The 20,465-nt window shown below is 56.6% G+C and carries 20 protein-coding genes; 14 read left to right on the top strand and 6 right to left on the bottom strand.

Translation table 11 applies throughout. From position 1 onward, the window contains the following. Nucleotides 1-95 precede the first annotated feature (95 nt). The 10 genes from LDN04_RS12725 to LDN04_RS12680 all read left to right on the top strand — a co-directional run bounded on the left by LDN04_RS12725 (nt 96) and on the right by LDN04_RS12680 (nt 10,377). Complete coding sequence (locus tag LDN04_RS12725; protein ID WP_223911128.1) at nt 96-1,253, top strand: hypothetical protein; 1,158 nt, start codon at nt 96-98, stop codon at nt 1,251-1,253. A 57-nt stretch (nt 1,254-1,310) separates the two neighbouring features. Continuing rightward, on the top strand, nt 1,311-2,429 hold the full coding sequence (locus tag LDN04_RS12720; protein ID WP_223911125.1) for a glycosyltransferase family 4 protein: 1,119 nt from the start codon (nt 1,311-1,313) through the stop codon (nt 2,427-2,429). A 115-nt stretch (nt 2,430-2,544) separates the two neighbouring features. Further along, on the top strand, nt 2,545-3,135 hold the full coding sequence (locus LDN04_RS12715; protein ID WP_276572190.1) for a sugar transferase: 591 nt from the start codon (nt 2,545-2,547) through the stop codon (nt 3,133-3,135). A gap of 63 nt (nt 3,136-3,198) precedes the next feature. Next, a complete protein-coding gene (locus LDN04_RS12710; protein WP_223911121.1) occupies nt 3,199-4,083 on the top strand; it encodes a 3-hydroxyacyl-CoA dehydrogenase family protein in 885 nt (294 codons plus the stop codon). Beyond that, the gene (locus LDN04_RS12705) at nt 4,080-4,748 is read left to right on the top strand and encodes an acetyltransferase (RefSeq protein WP_223911119.1); all 669 of its coding nucleotides are present in this window, start codon (nt 4,080-4,082) and stop codon (nt 4,746-4,748) included. The genes LDN04_RS12710 and LDN04_RS12705 overlap by 4 nt, the downstream gene beginning before the upstream one ends. A gap of 1 nt (nt 4,749) precedes the next feature. Then, nucleotides 4,750-5,964 carry a DegT/DnrJ/EryC1/StrS aminotransferase family protein gene (locus LDN04_RS12700; protein WP_223911116.1) on the top strand — a complete coding sequence of 405 codons (1,215 nt, stop codon included), beginning with the start codon at nt 4,750-4,752 and terminating at the stop codon, nt 5,962-5,964. A 226-nt stretch (nt 5,965-6,190) separates the two neighbouring features. Beyond that, nucleotides 6,191-6,451 carry a type II toxin-antitoxin system Phd/YefM family antitoxin gene (locus tag LDN04_RS12695; protein WP_223911113.1) on the top strand — a complete coding sequence of 87 codons (261 nt, stop codon included), beginning with the start codon at nt 6,191-6,193 and terminating at the stop codon, nt 6,449-6,451. Continuing rightward, nucleotides 6,448-6,723 carry a plasmid stabilization protein gene (locus LDN04_RS12690; protein ID WP_223911110.1) on the top strand — a complete coding sequence of 92 codons (276 nt, stop codon included), beginning with the start codon at nt 6,448-6,450 and terminating at the stop codon, nt 6,721-6,723. Before LDN04_RS12695 ends, LDN04_RS12690 begins: the two co-directional genes overlap by 4 nt. A gap of 352 nt (nt 6,724-7,075) precedes the next feature. Beyond that, nucleotides 7,076-9,028 carry a nucleoside-diphosphate sugar epimerase/dehydratase gene (locus LDN04_RS12685; protein ID WP_223911106.1) on the top strand — a complete coding sequence of 651 codons (1,953 nt, stop codon included), beginning with the start codon at nt 7,076-7,078 and terminating at the stop codon, nt 9,026-9,028. Nucleotides 9,029-9,312: 284 nt separating this feature from the next. Continuing rightward, nucleotides 9,313-10,377 carry an outer membrane beta-barrel protein gene (locus LDN04_RS12680; protein WP_223911103.1) on the top strand — a complete coding sequence of 355 codons (1,065 nt, stop codon included), beginning with the start codon at nt 9,313-9,315 and terminating at the stop codon, nt 10,375-10,377. A gap of 93 nt (nt 10,378-10,470) precedes the next feature. Here LDN04_RS12680 and LDN04_RS12675 read toward each other — a convergent pair whose 3' ends face one another. The 6 genes from LDN04_RS12675 to LDN04_RS12650 are packed head-to-tail and all read right to left on the bottom strand — an operon-like array spanning nt 10,471 to nt 17,766. After that, on the bottom strand, nt 10,471-13,137 hold the full coding sequence (locus tag LDN04_RS12675; RefSeq protein ID WP_223911100.1) for a hypothetical protein: 2,667 nt from the start codon (nt 13,135-13,137) through the stop codon (nt 10,471-10,473). 53 nt (nt 13,138-13,190) lie between these two features. After that, nucleotides 13,191-15,182, bottom strand: a complete 1,992-nt coding sequence (locus LDN04_RS12670; protein WP_223911097.1) for a hypothetical protein — start codon at nt 15,180-15,182, stop codon at nt 13,191-13,193. Continuing rightward, nucleotides 15,154-16,137: a hypothetical protein gene (locus LDN04_RS12665; protein ID WP_223911094.1), complete on the bottom strand. Its 984-nt coding sequence runs from the start codon at nt 16,135-16,137 to the stop codon at nt 15,154-15,156. Before LDN04_RS12665 ends, LDN04_RS12670 begins: the two co-directional genes overlap by 29 nt. Further along, entirely contained in the window at nt 16,134-16,604 is a 471-nt protein-coding gene (locus LDN04_RS12660) for a hypothetical protein (RefSeq protein WP_223911091.1), read from the bottom strand. Before LDN04_RS12660 ends, LDN04_RS12665 begins: the two co-directional genes overlap by 4 nt. A gap of 13 nt (nt 16,605-16,617) precedes the next feature. Further along, complete coding sequence (locus LDN04_RS12655) at nt 16,618-17,193, bottom strand: MotA/TolQ/ExbB proton channel family protein (RefSeq protein ID WP_223911088.1); 576 nt, start codon at nt 17,191-17,193, stop codon at nt 16,618-16,620. A 15-nt stretch (nt 17,194-17,208) separates the two neighbouring features. Further along, on the bottom strand, nt 17,209-17,766 hold the full coding sequence (locus tag LDN04_RS12650; RefSeq protein WP_223911086.1) for a hypothetical protein: 558 nt from the start codon (nt 17,764-17,766) through the stop codon (nt 17,209-17,211). Between the two features lie 463 nt (nt 17,767-18,229). Here LDN04_RS12650 and galE point away from each other — a divergent pair, with 463 nt between their 5' ends. From galE to queD, 4 genes are all read left to right on the top strand, one after another. After that, on the top strand, nt 18,230-19,219 hold the full coding sequence (galE, locus tag LDN04_RS12645) for a UDP-glucose 4-epimerase GalE (RefSeq protein ID WP_223911082.1): 990 nt from the start codon (nt 18,230-18,232) through the stop codon (nt 19,217-19,219). A 162-nt stretch (nt 19,220-19,381) separates the two neighbouring features. Beyond that, the gene (locus LDN04_RS12640) at nt 19,382-19,582 is read left to right on the top strand and encodes a type II toxin-antitoxin system VapB family antitoxin (protein ID WP_223911080.1); all 201 of its coding nucleotides are present in this window, start codon (nt 19,382-19,384) and stop codon (nt 19,580-19,582) included. Beyond that, a complete protein-coding gene (locus LDN04_RS12635) occupies nt 19,579-19,995 on the top strand; it encodes a PIN domain-containing protein (RefSeq protein WP_223911077.1) in 417 nt (138 codons plus the stop codon). The genes LDN04_RS12640 and LDN04_RS12635 overlap by 4 nt, the downstream gene beginning before the upstream one ends. 86 nt (nt 19,996-20,081) lie before the next feature. Next, nucleotides 20,082-20,453, top strand: a complete 372-nt coding sequence (gene queD, locus LDN04_RS12630) for a 6-carboxytetrahydropterin synthase QueD (RefSeq protein ID WP_223911074.1) — start codon at nt 20,082-20,084, stop codon at nt 20,451-20,453. Nucleotides 20,454-20,465: the final 12 nt, after the last annotated feature.

Here is a 20,465-nt window from a genome sequence, read left to right as displayed (position 1 = left end):
GCAAACGTTTTTTGAGCTTTTGCAAACGCATCTATATTCAAATATATGTTCTCGAGGAACTTTCTGTATAAATTATTGAGAGACAACAAAAGATAATGACAACTTTTCCTGATCTACTCCTGCTGGTGATCATACTGGGTGTTTCTGCTTATGGGGCCTGCCTGATTGGAAAGATGCTTGGGCTAAGGACTCGTTTGTCGGTAGGGCTATTTCTGTGGCATACGCTCTTTTGCATTGCTTACTGGTTTTTCGTAGAAATACGTGGGGGGGATTCAAATAACTATTTTAAAATTGCACTTTTAGGGCAGTATGACTGGCGACCCGGCACTAGGTTTGTTGAGTCTTTCACAGCCTTATTTGCTAGTGTTCTTGAGTTTGATAAATTAAATACCTTTTTGGTTTACAACATGTTCGGTGTCGCTGGTTTGCTGCTGCTGGCCAGTTTAGTGATCTCGAACTGGCCTGCCTGTCTAGGATTGCGCAAATATATTCCTTATTTAATATTGATCATGCCGGGGCTCAGTTTCTGGAGTTCCGCAATTGGCAAGGACGCTCCGGCTTTCTTCGCATCCTGCCTTGCCTCCTATGCTTTTCTTGATGTCAGGCGTCGACAAATACTGTTTGCAGTGGCCATTCTAGTGATGTTCGTTGTTCGCCCTCATGTCGCAGGTTTTATGATATTGGCGGCAGGCATCACTATGGTTACCGGCAGGCAAATTAATATGATTAACCGGATTGTAATTATCATTTTTCTGAGCGCTGCAAGCATCGCCGCCTTGCCCTTTATTGTCAGTTATGTGGGCTTAGAGGGTGAGCTTTCACCTCAAGGTGTCGAAGAATATATTGAAACAAGGCAAGATTACAATTTGGGTAGCGGCGGTTCAGTCGATATTTCTTCTATGTCCTTACCTTTGAAAATAGGGACTTATCTTTTCAGACCCTTGTTGATTGATGCTTCAGGGTTATTGGGAATGGCCGCTTCAGTGGAAAATCTTTTTCTATTGGCGCTTTTTCTGGCCTTTTTTATAAGGGGTTTTTTGCTTTTGTCGAGCGAAAATAATGTATCTGTGCGGTACAATTTGATTTTTTTCGTAATTAGCGTATTAGTCTTTTCCATGACCACCTCCAACCTTGGTATTGCTGTCCGTCAGAAAACCATGATCTTACCGGCTATCTTTTTTCTAATTGCACTCTCGTCAAGTAAATTATATGAAAAACGCCATAACAAACAGAATGTGACAACACTTTCTTGAGTGCCAGCAACGGATTGTGCTCTGGAGCCTATAAATGATCCAAACAAAGAAACTGTAATGGCCAATATTTTAATAATAGGCGCACTGTCGAAATCTCTCATAAATTTTAGAGGCGAACTTCTTAATAACTTGGTGACCTCAGGTCATAAGGTAACGGCAATGGGGGCAGAAAATGACCCGTTGGTTATCGAGCGACTTAGCAGTATGGGGATCGATTTCAAGTCCTATCCTATACAGAGAAGTGGCATGGATCCCAGCAGTGATCTACTGACCTTTTTTGCCTTACGCGAGGTTTTTTATGAGATTAAACCCGATATGGTCCTAGCATACACAATCAAGCCTATCATCTGGGGTGGCTTGGCTATACGCAGCTTGGGTACGACCGCACGATTTTATGCCCTGATAACTGGTCTTGGCTTCGCTTTTCAACCGGGCGGCATAAAACAAAATATATTATCCGGCTTGGTCACTCGCCTGTACCGGTGGGCACTTGCTCATGCTGAAAAGGTGATCTTTCAGAATAAGGATAACCTTCAGGTCTTTGTAAAACGCCAGATTGTGGATACTCAACGGTGCGTTGTTGTGAATGGTTCGGGCGTAAATCTGAACCACTTTGTTGTCTCGCCTTTCCCACAGAGTAATCCGGTCTTTTTAACGATTGCACGTCTGTTGGGCGATAAGGGACTGAGGGAGTATGCCAAAGCTGCACAGGTCATAAAGAATCGATACCCGAATATCATTTTTTACCTGGTTGGCCCCGAAGATCCCTCACCAGATGGTATTCCTCTATCCGAAGTGAAGAGTTGGCAAACATCTGGAGCTTTGCAGTATCTGGGCGCAACAAGTGATGTTCGGCCTTTCATTGGACAAAGCCACGTCTATGTCTTACCGTCTTATCACGAGGGAATGCCTCGGACGGTTCTGGAGGCAATGGCAATGGGGAGGCCAGTTATTACGACCGACGCGCCCGGCTGCCGTGATACGGTTGTGGATGGTGATAACGGATTTCTGGTGCCGATAAAGGACGCGCAGGCCCTTGCGCATGCCATGGAACAGTTCATCCTGCATCCGGAACTCATAGAAAAAATGGGACGCCGCAGTCGAGAGATAGCAGAAGAACGGTTTGATGTGCACAAGGTTAACAATCAGATTCTGCTGACCATGGGGCTGATATGAAGCGTCTGTTTGATCTGGCCGCAACTTTACTCGGTCTGCTACTGATCTGGCCAGATGAAGGCAATTTTAAATTTTGGATTTTGGATTTTGAATTGACCCCTTTGAGTGTTATATCGTGAAGCGCACTTTTGACTTTTTTTCAGTTCTTGCCGGTTTATGTATTCTTGCTCCGGCTTTGCTGGTTATCTCACTGCTGGTCCGCCTCAAACACGGCTCCCCGGTCCTTTTCCGCCAGACCCGCCCCGGCCTCCACGGCAAGCCATTCCACATGTACAAATTCCGCACTATGACCAACGAACGGGACACAGAAGGCAATTTGCTCCCAGACGCCCAACGCCTGACCAGCTTCGGAAGATTCCTCCGGAGCAGCAGCCTGGACGAACTACCGGAACTGCTGAACGTGCTCAAGGGCGACATGAGCCTGGTCGGCCCCCGGCCGCTCCTGATGGAATACCTACCGCTCTACTCTCAGCAGCAGGCTCGTCGTCACGAAGTGCGGCCCGGCATCACCGGCTGGGCCCAGGTGAATGGCCGCAATTCCATTAGTTGGGAAGAGAAATTCAAGCTGGATGTGTGGTATGTGGACAATCAGTCCTTCTGGCTCGACCTGAAAATTCTTTGGATGACCCTTGCCAAGGTGTTCAAGCGGGAGGGGATCAGCCAGGAGGGACAGGCAACGATGGAGAAGTTTAAAGGCTCAATCTAGCTCACACAAAGCCACAAACTCTGTTCTCACGCAAAGACGCGGAGACGCAAAGAAAGGTATCCTATGAGTGATACTGGAATTACCGAAAATGATATGTTGATACACAAACTCGGCGTTCTGGGCTCTGGAACAATGGGCAAACAGATTGCCTTGTTGTGTGCTTCACACGGTTATCCCGTCATTATTTGGAATCACATAGCTAGAGACAACTTTTTTCAGGACTTAGAGAAACTGTGCTTGTTACAGGCTAGACTCGGCCTTATTCAAAAAGACGCTATATCGCCTATTATGTCATTGATATCATACACATCTGACATTACTCAGCTGTGCGACTGCGATTTTATTATTGAGACAGTGAAAGAAAGTAGTAGCGTAAAAACTTCAGTATTACAGATGTTGGGTAATATAGTTACTGAAAATACTATATTTGCAACTAATTCATCAACATTTAGTACTACAGAACTGGCAAGTATTACTAAAAATCCACAACAATTCATTGGTATTCATTTTTTTAACCCCCCAATGTCAATGAAACTCATTGAAGTTATCAAAGGCGAATTGACCAATGACTACACAGTTAGCAAGGCGCTTGATCTGCTATCTAGACTTGAGAAGCACCCTGTGGTTTTGCCTGAAACACCGGGTTTTGTTGTGAATCGACTCCTTTTCCCAATGATAAATGAAGCGATATTCCTTCTTTCTGAAGGGATAGCGGATGAGAAAACAATCGACAGTTGCATGAAGATGGGGGCTAACCATCCCATGGGGCCGCTAGAACTGGCTGATTTCATCGGATTGGATGTATGCCTAAGCATCCTGGAAACACTTGTCCACGAAACTGGTGATGCCAAATACAGACCGGCTCATCTGTTAAAAAAATATGTTCGGGCAGGAAAACTTGGGAAGAAAGCAGGGATTGGATTTTACACATATAGAAAGAAGGGATGATTATGTCCGGACAAAAATTGATAATCATCGGTGGTGGAGGATTTGCCCGCGAAGTGATCTGGCTTGCGCGTGACTGTGGGGAGATTTGGACTCCTTATGCGATACTGGATGACAACCTTTCGACACATGGACAAAGCTTTTGCGATGTGCCAGTAATTGGCGCTATTGATTCATGGCATGAATATATGGATGCATATTTTGTTGTTGCCGTTGGTTCTCCACGGACACGACGAAAAATTGTCAAACGTATGGCAGCTAACGGGACCCCTCGATTTGCAACACTGGTACATCCATCGGTCATGAAATCGCGTTATGTTTCTCTGGGAGAGGGCAGCATTGTTTGTGCTGGATGCATCCTGACAACACAGGTTTCAATTGGTAAACATGCTATAGTCAATCTGGCTTCTACTATCGGTCACGATGTATCTATGGGTGATTTTTGTACGATAGCACCACAAGTGGCCATTTCCGGCAATGTCTCTCTCGGGGATGGTGTGGAGGTTGGAACCTGCGCAACTGTGATTCAAGGCAATAAATTGGGAGATGGGTGTTTTGTAGGAGCAGGTGCGGTTGTCTCCAAGGAAGTAGCGCCCAACTCGCTTGTTGTTGGTACTCCTGCTCGCCACGTTAAATCGCTGGATGCATTCACCCTAAAGGAATTGTAAGATGCAAAATTTGATTGCCATTGACGGCGGACAGCCGGTCCGTACCACCCTTTTTGCCCCTTGGCCCTTCTTTGACGCCGACGAGATAGCTGCCGCATCAGCCCCCTTGCAGTCCGGCAAGGTCAATTACTGGACCGGGGCGGAAGGGCGGGAGTTCGAGCGGGAGTTTGCTGCGTTTACCGGTTGCAGTCATGCCATTGCCTTGGCCAACGGCACGGTGGCGCTGGAGCTTGCCCTGTATGCTTTAGGGATCGGTCCCGGCGATGAAGTGATCACCACCAGCCGCACCTTCATCGCCTCAGCCAGTTGCATCGTCATGCGCGGTGCAACGCCGGTCATTGCAGACGTGGACCCGGTCACCCAGAACATCACCGCCGATACCATCCGCCCCCACATCACCCCTCGCACCAAGGCCATCATCGCTGTTCATCTGGCCGGCTGGCCCTGCGACATGGGCTCGATCATGGAACTGGCCCGGGAGCATGGGCTGAAGGTCATCGAAGACTGCGCCCAGTGCCATGGTGCCACCTACAAGGGGCGTCCGGTGGGGTCGCTGGGTAACGTAGCTGCCTTCTCCTTCTGCCAGGACAAGATCATGACCACGGGAGGGGAGGGGGGGATGCTGACCACCAATGACCCGCACCTGTGGGAACGGGCCTGGGCCTTCAAGGACCACGGCAAGAGCTTCGACGCGGTATACAACCGCCAACATGCTCCCGGTTTCCGCTGGCTCCACGAATCCTTCGGTACCAACTGGCGAATGACGGAGATGCAATCGGCCATCGGCCGGGTGCAGCTGCGCAAGCTGCCTGAATGGACGGCCGCACGACAACGCCACGCCGCTATCCTCACCGAAGGATTATCGCAAATACCGGCCCTGCGGCTCACTATTCCCCCACCGGAAATCGGCCACGCCTACTACAAGTACTACATCTTTGTCCGCCCGGAAATGCTAAAGGACGACTGGGACCGGGACAGGATCATGAATGCCGTTGCCGCGGAAGGTATACCCTGCTTCAGCGGCAGCTGCAGCGAGATATACCGGGAGAAGGCATTTGACGGTCTGCGACCGGCCGAGCGTCTTGCCGTGGCCAAGGAACTTGGGGAGACGAGTTTGATGTTTCTAGTGCATCCGACATTGTGCGATGAGGATATGCGGGATACGGTTCGGGCGGTGGAGAAGGTTTTTAATCAAGCCGCGACGAAAGACTTGTGAAACCTTAAAAATCGCCTCACGCAGAGGCGCAAAGACGCAGAGGAAACCAATGTGCCTTCAAGGTTTAAGGTTTTACTAGTCCTTTAGGCCCGTTTCTTGGGTCCGGGTCACGGGTCCTTTAGACCCGCATTTGGGGTCCGGCCTTACAGGTCCCGAGTTCATTGACAAACCGCTCTGTTGATAGTACTATTCATCGCACGGTAACAATCCTTGTCGGAGGTGCGGTGTGAAGACGATTGCTGCGAACGATTTGAAAACCAAAGGTGTCTCTTCCATCGAGAAGGCCCTTGAGGACAGTGGCGAGGCTATCATTTCGGTGCGTGGCCAGGACCGCTACGTGGTCATGGACATGGAAGAGTACAACCGGTTGCGGGTCTGCGAACTGGAAGCCGCTCTTTACGAAACCCGCCAGCAACTTGCTGCCGGTGAGTTTGTGGAGGAGAGCGTCGATGAGCATATAGCGCGGATCAGGAATACCGCGAAATGAGCTTTCGGATCATCTATACGCACAGTTATCTGAAGCGCGCCGCCAAGTTCATCAAGCGTCACCCGGAACTCCTTCCCCAGTACGAAAAAACCCTGAAACTGCTGGAACTCAATCCGATGCATCCTTCCTTGCGGCTGCATCGCCTGGGTGGCCCCCTGCGGGACCTCCATTCCGTGTCGATCAACATCAGCTATCGCATCACCCTGGAGTTTGTGCTCGAAGACGGGAAGATCGTCCCCGTGAACGTCGGCAGCCATGATGAGGTGTATTGAAAAGGCAATTATGAGTTATGACCCAAAGTGCGGGCCTAAACCAAAATCGCCTCACGCCGCAAAGACGCAAAGAGAGGCTTAGAATCTATATTTCATGGTTTAACACCAAAAAGGCTTCAGGTTTCCTTTGCGACTTTGCGTCTTTAGAGAGCGAAGCGAACGGGCGTGAAATTAAGGCTTTTTACGTTGTTTAACGGCACACGTTTTCATGGCAAGTGCCTACTTACACTTCTCAGTAATATTTCCTGTTATAAAACAGTCCCTTATAATTACTGGTATTTTTCTCACTTTTGGTGTAAGTATTGCTTGTTTTACTCTGATTTAATTTCCAAGCAATATTGGACAGTGGCCCATGCCCCCAACATCCCCCGATCCCGACAAATATACCTTCATTGCCCCCGACCAATGGATCGACAAACTGATCCGCCCCTCGGCACTCAAGCGCTTCATCTTCTTTTTCCTGGGGGATGCGCTGATTGTCGCGCTATCCCTCTATCTGGCCTTCTACCTCCGCTTCGACACACGGATAAAACCCGAATACATTACACTTATTGGCGAAGCGCTCCCCCTCTTTATCATCGTAAAACTCACTCTGTTCGCCGTCTTCAAGGTCTACAGGATGACCTGGCGTTTCGTCGGCCTGACCGAGCTGTACAATATCGGGCTTGCCACCATGGCAGCGGAAGCGTTTCTCATGGTGCTGCTGCTCACCACACCTCTCCCGTTTCTCCAACTGCATGACTATGGCGTGCACTCCCCCCGGAGCATCTTCATCATCGACGGTCTCATCTCGTTCCTCCTCGTCTGTGGCCTGCGCATCTCCCGCCGGGGCTACCTGGAGGTGGTCCGGAACAAGAGGAACTTCGCCCAGGGGAAGCGGACCCTGATCGTGGGGGCCGGCTTGACGGGGGAACTGGTGCTGCGGGACATGGCCCAGCGGGACTTCGCCGAGTATTACCCCGTTGGCTTCCTGGACGACAACCCCATGAAGGTGGGGTCCTACATCCATGGGGTGCGGGTGCTCGGCGTGACGGACCGGCTGGCGGAGGCGGTGCGGAAGCGTGACGTGGAGGTGGTGATCATCGCCATCCCCTCGACCCACTTCAAGGCGCTGCGCAAGATTCACCACGCCGCCCGGGAGGCGGGGATAAGCCGGATCAAGATCGTCCCCCAGATGTACAAGCACCATGCCCGCTTCGAGGTGCACCTGAAGGATCTGAGCGAAATCAGCATCGAGGACCTGATCGGCCGGCAGGCGGTGGAGGTGGAGTACGACCGGATCGAAGAGCTTCTCACCGGCAAGGCGATCATGGTGACCGGTGCCTGCGGCTCCATCGGCGCGGAGATCGTCCGGCAGGTCTGCGGCTTCAAGCCGGCCAGCCTGGTCCTGTTCGAGATCGACGAAACGGAACTGCACAACCTGCGCCTGCAGCTCAACCGGGCCTTTCCGGAGATGGCCGACCGGCTCCACTACGTGGTGGGGGATGTGCGGGACGCCGAGCGGGTAGGGGGGGTGATCGAGACCCATCGTCCCCAGCTGGTGTTCCACGCCGCCGCCTACAAGCACGTGCCGATGATGGAGGACAACGCGTCGGAGGCGGTGAAGGTGAACATCTTCGGCACCCGCAACCTGGCACGGGCCTGCCTGCAGTACGGGGTGGAGCGGTTCGTGATGATCTCCACCGACAAGGCGGTGATGCCGACGAGCGTCATGGGGGCGACCAAGCGGGTGGCGGAGTACATCTGCACCGCCTACAGCCGCGAGGGGGGGACGGAGTACACCTCGGTCCGGTTCGGCAACGTGCTGGGGAGCCGGGGGAGCGTGTTGCCGCTGTTCATGGAGCAGCTGAAGCGGGGCGGCCCCCTTACGGTGACCGACAAGGAGATGCAGCGCTACTTCATGACCATTCCCGAGGCGGTGTCGCTGGTGCTCCAGGCGGCGGTGCTCGGCAACAACGGCGAGGTACTGGTGCTGGACATGGGGGAACCGGTGAAGGTGGTGGAGCTGGCGGAGGAGCTGATCCGCCTGCACGGGCTGAAGCCGTACGACGACATCCCCATCGAATTCGTGGGGTTGCGGCCGGGGGAAAAGCTGTTCGAGGAGATCCTTACCGCCGAAGAGGGGACGGAGGCGACCCGCCACCAGAAGGTCTTCGTGGCGCGGAACAGCGCCGCCCACACCCCCGCCGAGATCGACCGGATGCTGGCGGAATTCGCCGCCCTGCCCGACGTGGCGCCGGGGATGCACAACCGGCAGGTGGTGAAGGACCTGCTGATGCGGCATGTGCAGCATTATAAGCGGTGAAAGGCCGTAAGCCGGGACTCGGACCCAAGAAGCGGGCCTAAAGGACCCGGGATCCGTAAAACCATATACGTTCCTGCTTTGAGCAGTTTAGCACTTACCGTCCCGGCTTTTCGAGTCCCGAGTCCCGAGTCCCGGATTACAGTTTTTGCTTTACGGATCCCGGATCCCGAGTCCCGGTTTTTCTTGGATTAATGAGATATTTTGTGGTAATGTACGCCGGTCGGTTGCTTTCCAGCGAAACCTGCCGTTATTGATTTGTAATGCGATTACACAGAGGAGGTACTATGTCCCAGAGATTTTTTGTGCTGCTGGCACTGCTCGTGACTCTGGCGCTGGCCATGCCGGCCGCCGCCGCCATCAAGGGGGGGGAAGTTGCCCTTACCGTGGGGGCGGGAGGCTACGTCTTCGACGGCCAGGAGCACCTGGACGCCGGGCCGGAACTGCTGGTCCGCCTCGGCTACGACATCACGGAGTATGTGGGAGTCGAAGGCTCCTTCGGCTATGTGGATACGAAATCGACCCTGCGGAAGCCATCGAGCGCCTCGAACCGGCAGGCCGAAGCCTACCTCTACCGGGCCGACGCACTCCTTTACCTCATGCCCCGCTCGACGTTCGTCCCGTTCCTGGTGGCGGGGGGGGGCGTGAAGCAGGAGATCGGCTCTGCCACGTACCGGAACCGGACCAGCGCCCTCCTGAACGCGGGACTCGGCGCCAAGCTCTTCGTAGCCGACAACGTGGCACTGCGGGGCGAGGTGCGGCAGATCGGTACCATCGATTACGCCAAGCACCTAAACTACGAGGCGGCGGTGGGACTTACCTGGTATTTCGGCCGGGAGAACCGGCCAGCCGCTGCTGCCGTCCCCCCGGCGAAGGAGTGGGTAGTGACGGCCCCGCCGGAGCACGTCGCCGCGAAACACCCAGCACCTGCACCCGCCCCCGCCATCGAGCCGGCTCCCGTTGCGGCACCTGCCGCGCTGGCAGAGACGACGGAGGCGGGACCGGTCACACTAACGGGCACAGGGAGAGAGAACGCGCCGGCGGGAAAAATCATGGTTACCGGGATATCCATCGACCAGGATGCCCTGGAGATAACCGCAACCGGGCGGATTACCAATTACAAGACCTTCACCCTGTCCCAGCCTTCCCGGCTGGTCATCGACATCAACAACGCGGTCAACGGCCTGGGAGCGTCCAGGGTACCGGTCCATAAATTCGGCATCCTCGCCGTCCGCTTCGGGAATCATCCCAACTTCCTCCGGATCGTTCTCGATGCGGCCCAAGGGAAACTCCTCCCCTACCGGATCACCGAAACCGACAACGGGCTGAAGGTTATCATGTCGGCTCCTTAGGTCGACGGGTTCTTACATACTGCAGGACAAAAAAACCGGGGCATCTCTGCCCCGGTTTTTTTATGGGTGTGATCACCTCTGGGCAAGCCGGCATCAGTTTGCGTAAAAGGATGCCTTGAGCATCTTGTGCATGGGGTGGTTGTCCAAGAGGCGCAGTTCGTAAAGTTTTTTCCGCATAGTCAGGTCGATCAACTGGTCAGTCTGGTACAGGGAAACGTCGGTGGCGAGGGCGGCCAGCTTCGCCGCGTCGGCCAGGCCATTGCCATCCCCCGCGTTTCGCGGTGACTGCTGGTAAGCTGTGCACGAGCCGAGCAGCTCAGCATTGATCTTCTCCGCTTCGTCTTTTTTCGCCAGCAGACGGTCGTCGGCACCGGGAGCTGTTGCAAAGCCAACCCCTTCGGCTATGCTCCTTACGAGTTGTTTACGGGCTTCCGCCACGAGCGTTGCCTGTTGTTCGGCAACGGCGAGGTAGCGCTCCGCGAGCCGGTACATCCGCTGATTTCCACTGGTGGTGTCGCGACCGGCGGTATTCGCCTTTTGAGGTGCCATCTGGCCGGCATCGGCCGCACGTGTGTCCGGGCCGGGTGCGGGGGTTCCCTCCTGCACGTTGCGGACCAGGGCCTTCAGTTCCTCAAGCCGGTCAATGTCGGTTCTTCCGGACAGGTTGTTCTTTGCCTTGTACATATTCCATTCGATGGTCTGCGTGAGGCTGCGGTCACAGAAGCCTCGGGAACTGTCGAGACATTTGGCGGTGACCGGGTTGGCGACCATCCTGCTCAGGACGTTATCCAGCGACCGGTTGACGAGAGGGGTGTTGATGTTCTTGCTCATCACCGCATAGACGTTGATGCTGTCGTCGTACGGATACACTTCGATCGCCTTTAGCAGGTAGGTGATGGACTGGTTGTGCAGTTCGATTTTGTTGTTGTAGGCGTACTCGATGCGCTTCAACTGCGCCAGCATTTTCAGGCACTCCGCAGCGGCGAAGTAGGCCGAATCAGGCATGATTTCCCGGTGGCCATTGGCCGTGAACTCGTCGAACAGCTTTACGTAGCGCAGCAGCGCCCGTTCCGCGGGCTCGGCGTTGTCCATGACGCTCTGGAAATCTTCCTTGTCCATCCGTTGCAGGTAGTAGTCACCGACAAGGACCGTATTCCGCCGCAGTGCGTTCCAGAGCTTCTGGGAACTGTCGATGTAGGACTTGCGGCTTACGAAGCGCAGCTGGTCCCACCCCTCGTTTTCCCGGGCAGCCATTTCGTGATACAGGACGACCGCAGTATCGGCGTTGGCTTTGCCCGGGCTTGTCGCCAGAGCCGCATAGGCAGTAGGGGGAAGCATGTCTTTCATCCGCGCCTGCGCCAGGTTGATGAGCTCCAGATAGTTCGTGACGGCCGTGGCCCTGCCCTGGCCGGTTTCCGCCCATTCATAGGCGAGCCGCAGGTATTTCCGGGCTTCGTTGAAGAGCTTTTCGGCGGCTGCGCCCCCTTCATTCGTATCGAGTGCACGGATGAGGAGGGCGTAGCGGCGCATCCCTTCGCGCATTGCAACCGCATAGTTCAGGCGGAAATTGTCGGAGTCGGGTCCGGTCAGGTACCTGCGCACATCGGTGAGGAGCAGCGCCAGCTCTCTCTCCGGCCCGCTGCCGGCCGGTGCTTCGTTACGGTAACCGAGCAGCCAGATGGCCGAGCCGAGGGATTCAAGGCCGCTCATGCGTCCTTCCATGATCGCCCTGACAAGGACAACATCGGCGAGGTTCCAGCCGTAGTGACGTCGCTCCAGCTCGGCAGGACCGGACTTCGCTGCGGCCGTTGGCTCTCCCCCCAGGACGGCATCGTTCAGCAGCGCATAGGCGTCGTACTTCAGCGCGACCTCATTGCCGGTCTGCACGTCGTCCAGCATCCGCGGGTAGTAGTACCAGAACGCAAAGTCGGTGTACATGAGCTTGTCTTCGAATTTTTCGCTGAGGGCGATCCCCGTCGCAAGGGTCTTGGTGTCTCCCGTGCGCAGGTACTGGACCGTTCTGGCAGCAACCACCCGCCGGTAGGTTTCGTCCTTCTGGATGACGCACTTGAAGTTGTGTGCCATTTCCTCCGGGAACGTCTCGCTGAGGAGGCTTTTGTTGATGCAGACGCGGTTTTGCGCATCGTTGTGCTCGGAGACGAGGCTTCTGGTTGTAAAGGAGAGCCGTACTCCCGTGAAGCGCTCCGCAGTGTAGAGAGATTCCTCCCGCACGATCCGGGTCAGCTCGCCGGGGAGAAGTTGTGCCGCTTTTTCCAGCGCGGCCCCCGTTGCACCGGCAGTTGCACTCGTGGCACCGCTTTGCCCCGGGGGAAGGGGGGGCGGGGCGGATGCAGTGATGGCCTGCTGCGCTTCCGGCGAGAGCTTGTCGAAGAGCAGGCGCGCCACCGGCTCGTTTCGCTCCCGCAGTAGGTGAACAAGTTTCCGGATGTCGAGGAAGTCGGCGGCGCAGTAGGTGAGCGGTCCGCAGGAGTCCCCCGTCCTTTTCTTGTCGGTATAGGCGATCGGGACAGCCAGGCGCTGTTCCCAGGCGGTTATGTAGCCGGGGAGGTCCTGCTTGATGCGTGCCTCGTGCTGTTGCAGTTCGGCATTCAGCTCGGCCCGGCCGTGCCAGGTAGAGGCGCTGATTCTGTCGAGAACCGCATCCCACTCGTGCGCCGGCGAGGTTTCACCAGCGGAGGCGGCAAAGGGGAGGGAGCATGACAGCAGCGCGCCCAGGAGCAGACTTCGGATAACTCGCATAAAAGGTCCTCGCGTCATCATATCGGGTCGTGTGAAGCAGAAAACAGGGGGGGCTACAGCCTTCCGCCGAGTCGGTTCGCATCTTTCAGCAGCCGGGTATAGGGGGTGGCTTTGCCCATTTCTTCCACGTAAAAGTCTTTCAGGAGCTTGTGCACCGGATGGTCCGGCTTGCGTTGCAACTCTTCCCGCAACCGCTGGAACGGTGTGGCGTCGGCGATTCGGCCGGCACTGCTCCTGCCGCCGGGATCGGCAAACACCCGGTCGATGGTGCCGGCGTATGCACGAACTGCCGCCGCCGTGTCGCTGTTCTGGCCCTCCAGCCACTTCTGCACCGCGGCTGACTGTTTGAAGCGGTCCGCCAAGGGGAGGAAGTAATCGAGGAAGAGATTGTAGCGGCCGTCGCGCTGGAGCACGGCTGCGGACTGGGCTATTTCCCGTGGTGCCAGGGGAAAGAGTTCTGCTGCCTGCAGACGGTGGACGAACCAGAGGTTGTAACTGGCACTGTCCGTGCTGTAGGTGTAGGTGCGCAGGTAGGCATGGGCGAGCTTTTCCGCCGCCTCGGCGGCTCCGAAGCAGGCGGAGTCGGGGACGACCTCCGGAAAGGCAGTGCTCGTCTGGGCGGCAAAAAAGTCGAGGTAGGAATTGAGAACCGCCTGCATCGGAGCAGCGACGGCGAAAATGGTCCGGGGATCGGTGGCTTCGTCGAGCTTCAGCTGGTAGAAGTCGCCCGTCCAGAGGGCGAGTTCCATGATGGTCCGCCAGAGCCGGTGGGTTGCCTTCAGATAGAGTTCGCGGTTTGCGTAGCCCGCTTTTTCCCAGCCGCCGTTGGTATAAGCGGCTAGGTCGTTGAAGATGTCCATCGCCTTGAGGAGGGTGGATGAACCGTCGTGGGCGGGGAGCATGGCAAAGAAGGGGTAGGCGGGCGCTTTACCGTTGTCGGCCAGGCGCTGGATGGCGAAGCTCGTAATATCCAGGTAGTCGGCAATCGCCAGCGCTGCCCCGCTGCTCCGGTGGGAGGAGGCCCATTTGAGCGCATAATCGTCGAAGAGTCGCGACTGCTCGAAAACCCGTTGCGCTTCGTCGGTCATCCCCTGGGTATCGAGCTTGGCGGTGGCAATCTTCTGCAGCCGCTGCGCCTCGGTGACCGCCACGGTGAAGTTGAGCCGGTAACGGTCGGCATCGGGGGCCGCGAAGCCGTCCGCGATACGCCGGACCAGCGACGTCATGTATTGCCCTTCGTCGGCTTTTTCCGCCAGGTCCCGGTCCCGCAGCATGAGGAAGAGCGGCCCCAGGGCGTTGAGATCTCGCATTTTCCGTTCGATGATCGCCTGGTTGACCACCAGATTGACAATGTTGCGGTAGAGGTAGGGGGCGCTCTTGCCGCTGGGCGTTCTTGGCGCAGTGCCGGCAGTTCCCTGCTCGATGTACATGACGGCGTTGTTCCAGATATCGAAGACCCGGGCGACGAACTGTGGGGAGTCGTTCACCTCCATCGCCTGCAGCGCCTTGACGAACCCGGTCCAGAACGCCACCTCCGGCATCGTCGCCTTCTCCTTCAGTTTGTCGAGGATCTGTTCGGCGCTGTTCAGACTCTCCAGGTTCTCGCTCTGGAGGTAATCGACGGTCAGGGCGATGGCCAGCCGCAGGTAATCGCGCTCCCGGTATATCGGCAGCCGGTTGTCCACCCTGTCGGCGCCGGTGCTGTCGGCAGAATCCGCCAGCTTGCCGTTCCACTCCGTGATGTAGGCTGCGAGCGTCTCCCCGATCTGCCGCTCGCTTTTTTCACGCCATTCCCTGATTTCGGTCCTGTCCCAGTAGGTGAGTTCGTAAGCCACGTCGAGATACGGCCCCCACTCCCTGATCGGCACGGCCGCAGGCTGCGGCCGTTCGGCCTTTATTGCCGTGGAGGACTTCGCCGCGGTCCCGGTTTTCTTCTTTTTCGTTTCGGCCGCGTGCGCCGCCGTCGCTCCCACCAGCAGACTGAGCAGGACCACAAGCGGGAAAACGACCCGTAGGTCAACGGGCTTCAAGGCACCTGTACGCATTTTCCAGTTCCTCGCATCTGTTGGTTGGTTTACGTCCCTTGGCGGGGAAAATAATGAGATTGAACGACGAAATTCGCCGGGTCCCCGTGAACCGGTACTCGCCCGACCCGTTCCGGCAACTCTGCCGGCCGCCGACGACCCCCAGTACCGCCGTAATCTTTTCTTCCTCTTCCCGGGGGCTGGCGCATATCTCCAGGCTCGCGAACGATACTCCCCGGGCGGGGGAGAGGGACGAGCTTCCCTTCTCGTCGCCAGCCACCCCAGCCGTCCGCTCCCGTGCAGCCATCACCTGCTGTGTGCTCCCCGCAATAGTCCCCGACGTGCGTTCTTTGCGGGTGATCGGTCGAAGTTCCGGTTCCGATGCCGACGGCGTTCCTTCTGCTCCCCTTGCCCGCCGCAGGGGGGCAATCCGTTCCGTGGCAGCAGGCGCCTCGGCTGTGGAGGCGCCCCGGCTCCGCGTGATGGTCGTCCGTTCGGCCGCTGTTTCGTTCATGGCGGCACCCCGCCGCACCTGGGGCGCTGCCGACGCTCCGACGTCGGTGACTGCAGACGCCCTTTCCCGGGCAATGCGCGGCTGGTACTCTATGGCCTCGGGAGCGCGCTGAGCGGGCCGGTTAATGGTGGGGGGCAGATCCTCCTGCGGTCGTTCCTGAGGTTTTTGCTCGCTCTGCAGCGGCGCCGGCGGTTGTGGTTCGGCCGGCATGACATGCGGTGGTTCGGGTAGAGCGGGGGGTGGCATCAGCTCCAGCCGGCTCGTGTCGATGGCTGTCGTCTGATGCGGGATGGTATGAACTGCGTAACGGCTGAACAGGACTAGGGCAACGATCCAGGAAACCAGCAACAAAAGCTGCAGCCAACGCGGCATGGGCTTTGTTTCAGCAGGAGAAGCGGTGACGAGGATGCGCTCCAATCTGGTCCCGCCGTGGCCATAGGCCATGCGAATCAGACGGCTCATCGTTTTCCTTCGTTCTCCAGGTGGACCACAGCGCTCTCCTTTACGTTCCAGAGCTTGCTGACGAGCGCTGCCGCCTGAAGGAGGTCACTGCTGAAGGATTCGGGGAGCGGGACGACTACGGGGCGCGGGGTACCGCTCCGCTCGCGGTAAACCACATGCAGGGCCGAGGCCAGTTCCGCGAACGTCATGGGTTCGCTCCGCGACACCTCCTTCCCGCTGACGATGCGAGTCAACCGGTACGGCCGCTCGGAATGTTTCTCGATGAGCACCTGCTGGTACTCTTTATAGGTTTTCAGTGCCGTCAGTTCCGGGTTCTTCGCCACGACCGGGGCCGGTAGCTGCATTTCCGCCACGGGGGTTGCGGCCGTATTCAGCCGCGCGACCTGGGTCCACACCAGCAGGAGCAGGAAGGCGACATCCGTGAAGGAAAAAAGCCAGGTGTGACGTGCGATACGTTTCATGGCCATCGATCGTCCCTCCTTACAGTTTCACCCTCAGCCCGCGGTCGATGCTTTTTCTCGAATGCATGGTCAGGAAGAGGCAGATCGACTCGAGAATGACGTAATACATCAGGGCCAGGAACGTCGACCAGAGCTTGGTGCCGATGGCTCCCTTGTTGAGGGCGTTGGTGGGATCGCCGGTATAGAGGAAGATCACGATCATGCCGGCAACGGTTCCCCACAGGCCGATGGGGGGAAGGAGGTTGGCGCACATGTAGATCTTGTTGACATAGCGGCCGTCGTAGCCGTTTTCCGCCACTTGGCGTGTGGCATCCTGAAGGAACGCCTGGGGCGCCCCGTGCCCCCTCTGCTCCTCGTCACGTGCCGTGGACCAGAGCATCTTCGCGACGCTCTCAGCCAGACCGTCGGTCGGCGACATCGCCTGGCTCTTGACCCGGTCGAGATGGGCAGGATCGCCCCCTCTGGCGTGGAGAAAGGCGCGTATGGCCATGATGACCCCGAGGAAGAAGATGGACGTGGTCAGCGACATGGATATCCGCAGCGACCAGACGTTGAAGCTCTCAGGATTTATCGTGATGATGCCAAAAAACTCCATAATCAGCGCACTCCTTTATTTTCGCTCGGTAGTGACGGCCTTCGCCAGTTCCTCGTCGAGCAGCCGTATCCCTTCGTCCAGCGTGGTGGTCTTGCCGGGAAGCTCGACCGACATCTTCTGGTAGGAGCCGAACTGGTTCTTCATCTCAGCAACGACGCTCCTGGCGGCGTCACCCCGGTTCAGGTACAGGAAAACGCGCGCCTTGATGAACATGATTTCCGCCGTCAGCCGAATGGTTTCAAGGGTCGCAAGCTGCATACTCTGGGCCAGGAGATTATCAACATGCTTTTTCAGGAAATCGTCCACGGGGTACTGGAGTTGGGCGAGCGCCTTGGAATCGCCGTTGCTGCGGAAATTCTCCGCGAAGATCCGGAAGGCCTCGATATCCCGCTTGGCGGTCTGGAGGCGGCGCGTGAGTACGGCCTGGTCCTCTTGCGACGGTGGCAGGAGCAGGGCCTGGTTATTTTCCCGGCTGGTTCCCCCATAGGCAAACCCGCAGGAAGTGAGCAGGATGAGTGCCATGAGAAAAAGCGTTGTCTGTGCCCGTACTGCCTCAATTACCCGTTTATTCATAGTGACACCCCTCTGCGCATGTCGATGAGCTGTCTGCGGCGTAAACCAGCAGACGACGACCCACCTCGCCAATCCTCTTTGTACCCGCCGCATGAAAAAAAGGCCGCAGCACCGGTCGGTAACCGGCACAAACGGCCCTTGTTTGTTTCTCGTTTTTCCAATCGAACAAAACTGCACCTCAAACGTTGTATGAACCGAACTTATCACTGTTTACATACACTGACCGACCCCTGTTAGGCAAGAAATAAAAGAGCCGCCAGAGCTATTAATTAAATGGTAAAAGCACGGATACGTTACAAGCCGCGTCGGTCTTGTTTTTACCTTTACAGAAGCCCTTGAGTGGGCTAAAAATATGAAGGCCATTATGGATTAACGGCTCGTTCCGGGTTTTAGAGGTTACCGGTCCCGGGTTCCGAGTCCCGGGTTCTTTAGGTCCCGGCCTTTAAGAAAGGAATATTACTCCATGAGTACTGAACTTATTCTGGTCACCGGCGGTGCCGGCTATATCGGCAGCCACGTGGTGCGGCAGCTCTCCGAGGCCGGGCACCGGGTCATTGTGTACGATAACCTCTCCACCGGGAGCCCGGACGCCCTCGTTCATGGCGAGAAACTGGTGGTGGGTGAACTGGAGGATACGGAGAGGCTGGACGAGCTGTTCCGTTCCCATGCCATCACGTCGGTGCTTCATTTTGCCGCCGCCATCGTGGCACCCGAATCGGTGACGGTCCCCCTGAAATACTACTCCAACAACACGGCCAATACCCTGCGCCTGCTCCAGGCTTGCGTCCGGCACGGTGTGGAGCGGTTCATCTTCTCCAGCACCGCGGCGGTGTACGGTCTCCCCGAAGGGGGAGTGGCGGCGGAGTCGAGCCCGACTCTCCCCATCAACCCCTACGGCACCTCCAAGCTGATGAGCGAGTGGATGCTGCGGGACACGGCCCTGGCCCACGGTCTGCGCTATGTTGCGCTCCGCTACTTCAATGTCGCGGGGGCCGATCCCTTGTCCCGGATGGGGCAGCGGACCCCGGAGGCGACCCACCTCATCAAGGTGAGCTGCCAGGCGGCCCTGGGGATGCGACAGGGGGTGAGCATCTTCGGCACCGATTACCCGACGACCGACGGGACCGGCATCCGCGACTACATCCACGTGGAAGATCTCGCCTCGGCCCACCTGGCAGCCCTCGCCCATCTGAAAAGGGGAGGGGGGTCGGATACCTTCAATGTCGGCTACGGCAGGGGGAGCAGCGTCCGGGAGGTAATCCGGGTGGTTAAAGAGGTGAGCGGCATCGACTTCCCCGTTGCTGAGGCGCCGCGCCGGCCGGGGGATCCGGCGGAGCTCGTCGCCGGTGCCGACCGAATCCGGAGCATGCTCGGCTGGGAGCCGCAATTCGACGATCTGGAAACCATCGTGGCCGACGCCTGGCGCTGGGAGCAGAAGCTGGCAGGGAAGTAGCCAGATGCTTAAAGTCCGGGGTTCGGACCCAGCAGGCGGACTAAAGGACTCGGAACGAGTAACATCTGAAAACCACCTGCCGTTGCAAGTCCCGAGTCACAGGGTCTTGCTTGACCTTACACATATGATGGTGTAGATTCATGTGTAAAGGAGTGTGTTGATATGGCGACCAATCTTGCACTTGACGATAAACTTCTCGAAGAGGCACGGGTTATAGGCAACAAGTCGACCAAAAAGGCTGTCGTGACCGAAGCTCTGGAGGAATACATCCAGCGCCGCAAGCAGATGCGGATACTGGAACTGTTTCATGGCGTCGACTTCGATCCTGACTACGACTATAAAAGCCAGCGGAAACGGCAATGAAGGTTTTGGTAGATACATGCGTCTGGTCTCTGGCACTCCGTCGTAATGATGGCAAGGATTTGCCTGCTGTGCTTGAACTCAGGGAACTTATCAAGGAATTCAGGGTGCAGATGACAGGGCCAATTCGCCAGGAACTCCTGTCCGGAATCAAGGATACCATCCGCTATTCGCAACTGCGTGAACACTTACGGGCCTTTGCGGATCTGCCGGCCACTACCGCCGATTACGAACTGGCTGCTGAGTTTTTCAACCTCAGTCGTGGGAAGGGCATTCAGGGCTCGAATACTGATTTTCTTCTCTGTGCTCTATCGGTTCGAAACGATCTGCCAATTTTTACGACAGATAATGATTTCATGCTGTATCAGCAACAGCTCCCCATAAAACTTCACGCGGTACGCGCAGATTTTCCCTAGATAGTCATTATTCTGAGGGGCGTCTGATAATGCGGTTAACGGCTATCGGGTCGAGTAATCAAAACTATCAATCAAAGGACACCATTATGTATAAACTGAAAATCCTCACCTCCTTCGCCGCCGCCCACAACCTGGTCCACTACCAGGGGGATTGCGAAAATCTCCATGGCCACAACTGGAAGGTGGAGGTGACGGTCACCGCCCGGGAACTGGACAAGTCGGGGCTCGGCATCGACTTCAAGATCCTCAAGTCGGAGACCAACACCCTCCTCAAGACCCTCGATCACAAGTACCTGAACGAGCTTTCCCCCTTCGTCGGACTTTCCCCTTCGTCGGAGAACATCTCCCGTTACGTGTACGACGAACTCTCCCGCCGCCTCAACACCGACAATATCAAGGTGGTGATGGTGACGGTGTGGGAATCGGACATGGCCTGCGCGTCGTACTATGAAGAGTGAAGATGCGAGGTT

Origin of the sequence: Geobacter sp. AOG1 (assembly GCF_019972315.1) — a bacterium.
Classification (GTDB): Bacteria; Desulfobacterota; Desulfuromonadia; order Geobacterales; family Geobacteraceae; genus Geomobilimonas.
The sequence above is the reverse complement of the archived record's forward strand: the minus strand, read 5'-3'. Positions and strand labels throughout refer to the sequence as shown.

What these genes read in the sequence shown, in the direction of transcription:
- LDN04_RS12690 (WP_223911110.1), top strand. Translation starts at nt 6,448, where the DNA reads ATGAGCTTTCGGATCATCTATACGCACAGTTATCTGAAGCGCGCCGCC.
- LDN04_RS12635 (WP_223911077.1), top strand. Translation starts at nt 19,579, where the DNA reads ATGAAGGTTTTGGTAGATACATGCGTCTGGTCTCTGGCACTCCGTCGT.
- LDN04_RS12725 (WP_223911128.1), top strand. Translation starts at nt 96, where the DNA reads ATGACAACTTTTCCTGATCTACTCCTGCTGGTGATCATACTGGGTGTT.
- LDN04_RS12710 (WP_223911121.1), top strand. Translation starts at nt 3,199, where the DNA reads ATGAGTGATACTGGAATTACCGAAAATGATATGTTGATACACAAACTC.
- LDN04_RS12665 (WP_223911094.1), bottom strand. Translation starts at nt 16,137, where the DNA reads ATGAGCCGTCTGATTCGCATGGCCTATGGCCACGGCGGGACCAGATTG.
- LDN04_RS12720 (WP_223911125.1), top strand. Translation starts at nt 1,311, where the DNA reads ATGGCCAATATTTTAATAATAGGCGCACTGTCGAAATCTCTCATAAAT.
- LDN04_RS12700 (WP_223911116.1), top strand. Translation starts at nt 4,750, where the DNA reads ATGCAAAATTTGATTGCCATTGACGGCGGACAGCCGGTCCGTACCACC.
- LDN04_RS12660 (WP_223911091.1), bottom strand. Translation starts at nt 16,604, where the DNA reads ATGGCCATGAAACGTATCGCACGTCACACCTGGCTTTTTTCCTTCACG.
- LDN04_RS12655 (WP_223911088.1), bottom strand. Translation starts at nt 17,193, where the DNA reads ATGGAGTTTTTTGGCATCATCACGATAAATCCTGAGAGCTTCAACGTC.
- LDN04_RS12650 (WP_223911086.1), bottom strand. Translation starts at nt 17,766, where the DNA reads ATGAATAAACGGGTAATTGAGGCAGTACGGGCACAGACAACGCTTTTT.
- LDN04_RS12685 (WP_223911106.1), top strand. Translation starts at nt 7,076, where the DNA reads ATGCCCCCAACATCCCCCGATCCCGACAAATATACCTTCATTGCCCCC.
- LDN04_RS12670 (WP_223911097.1), bottom strand. Translation starts at nt 15,182, where the DNA reads ATGCGTACAGGTGCCTTGAAGCCCGTTGACCTACGGGTCGTTTTCCCG.
- LDN04_RS12680 (WP_223911103.1), top strand. Translation starts at nt 9,313, where the DNA reads ATGTCCCAGAGATTTTTTGTGCTGCTGGCACTGCTCGTGACTCTGGCG.
- LDN04_RS12675 (WP_223911100.1), bottom strand. Translation starts at nt 13,137, where the DNA reads ATGCGAGTTATCCGAAGTCTGCTCCTGGGCGCGCTGCTGTCATGCTCC.
- galE (WP_223911082.1), top strand. Translation starts at nt 18,230, where the DNA reads ATGAGTACTGAACTTATTCTGGTCACCGGCGGTGCCGGCTATATCGGC.
- LDN04_RS12640 (WP_223911080.1), top strand. Translation starts at nt 19,382, where the DNA reads ATGGCGACCAATCTTGCACTTGACGATAAACTTCTCGAAGAGGCACGG.
- LDN04_RS12705 (WP_223911119.1), top strand. Translation starts at nt 4,080, where the DNA reads ATGATTATGTCCGGACAAAAATTGATAATCATCGGTGGTGGAGGATTT.
- queD (WP_223911074.1), top strand. Translation starts at nt 20,082, where the DNA reads ATGTATAAACTGAAAATCCTCACCTCCTTCGCCGCCGCCCACAACCTG.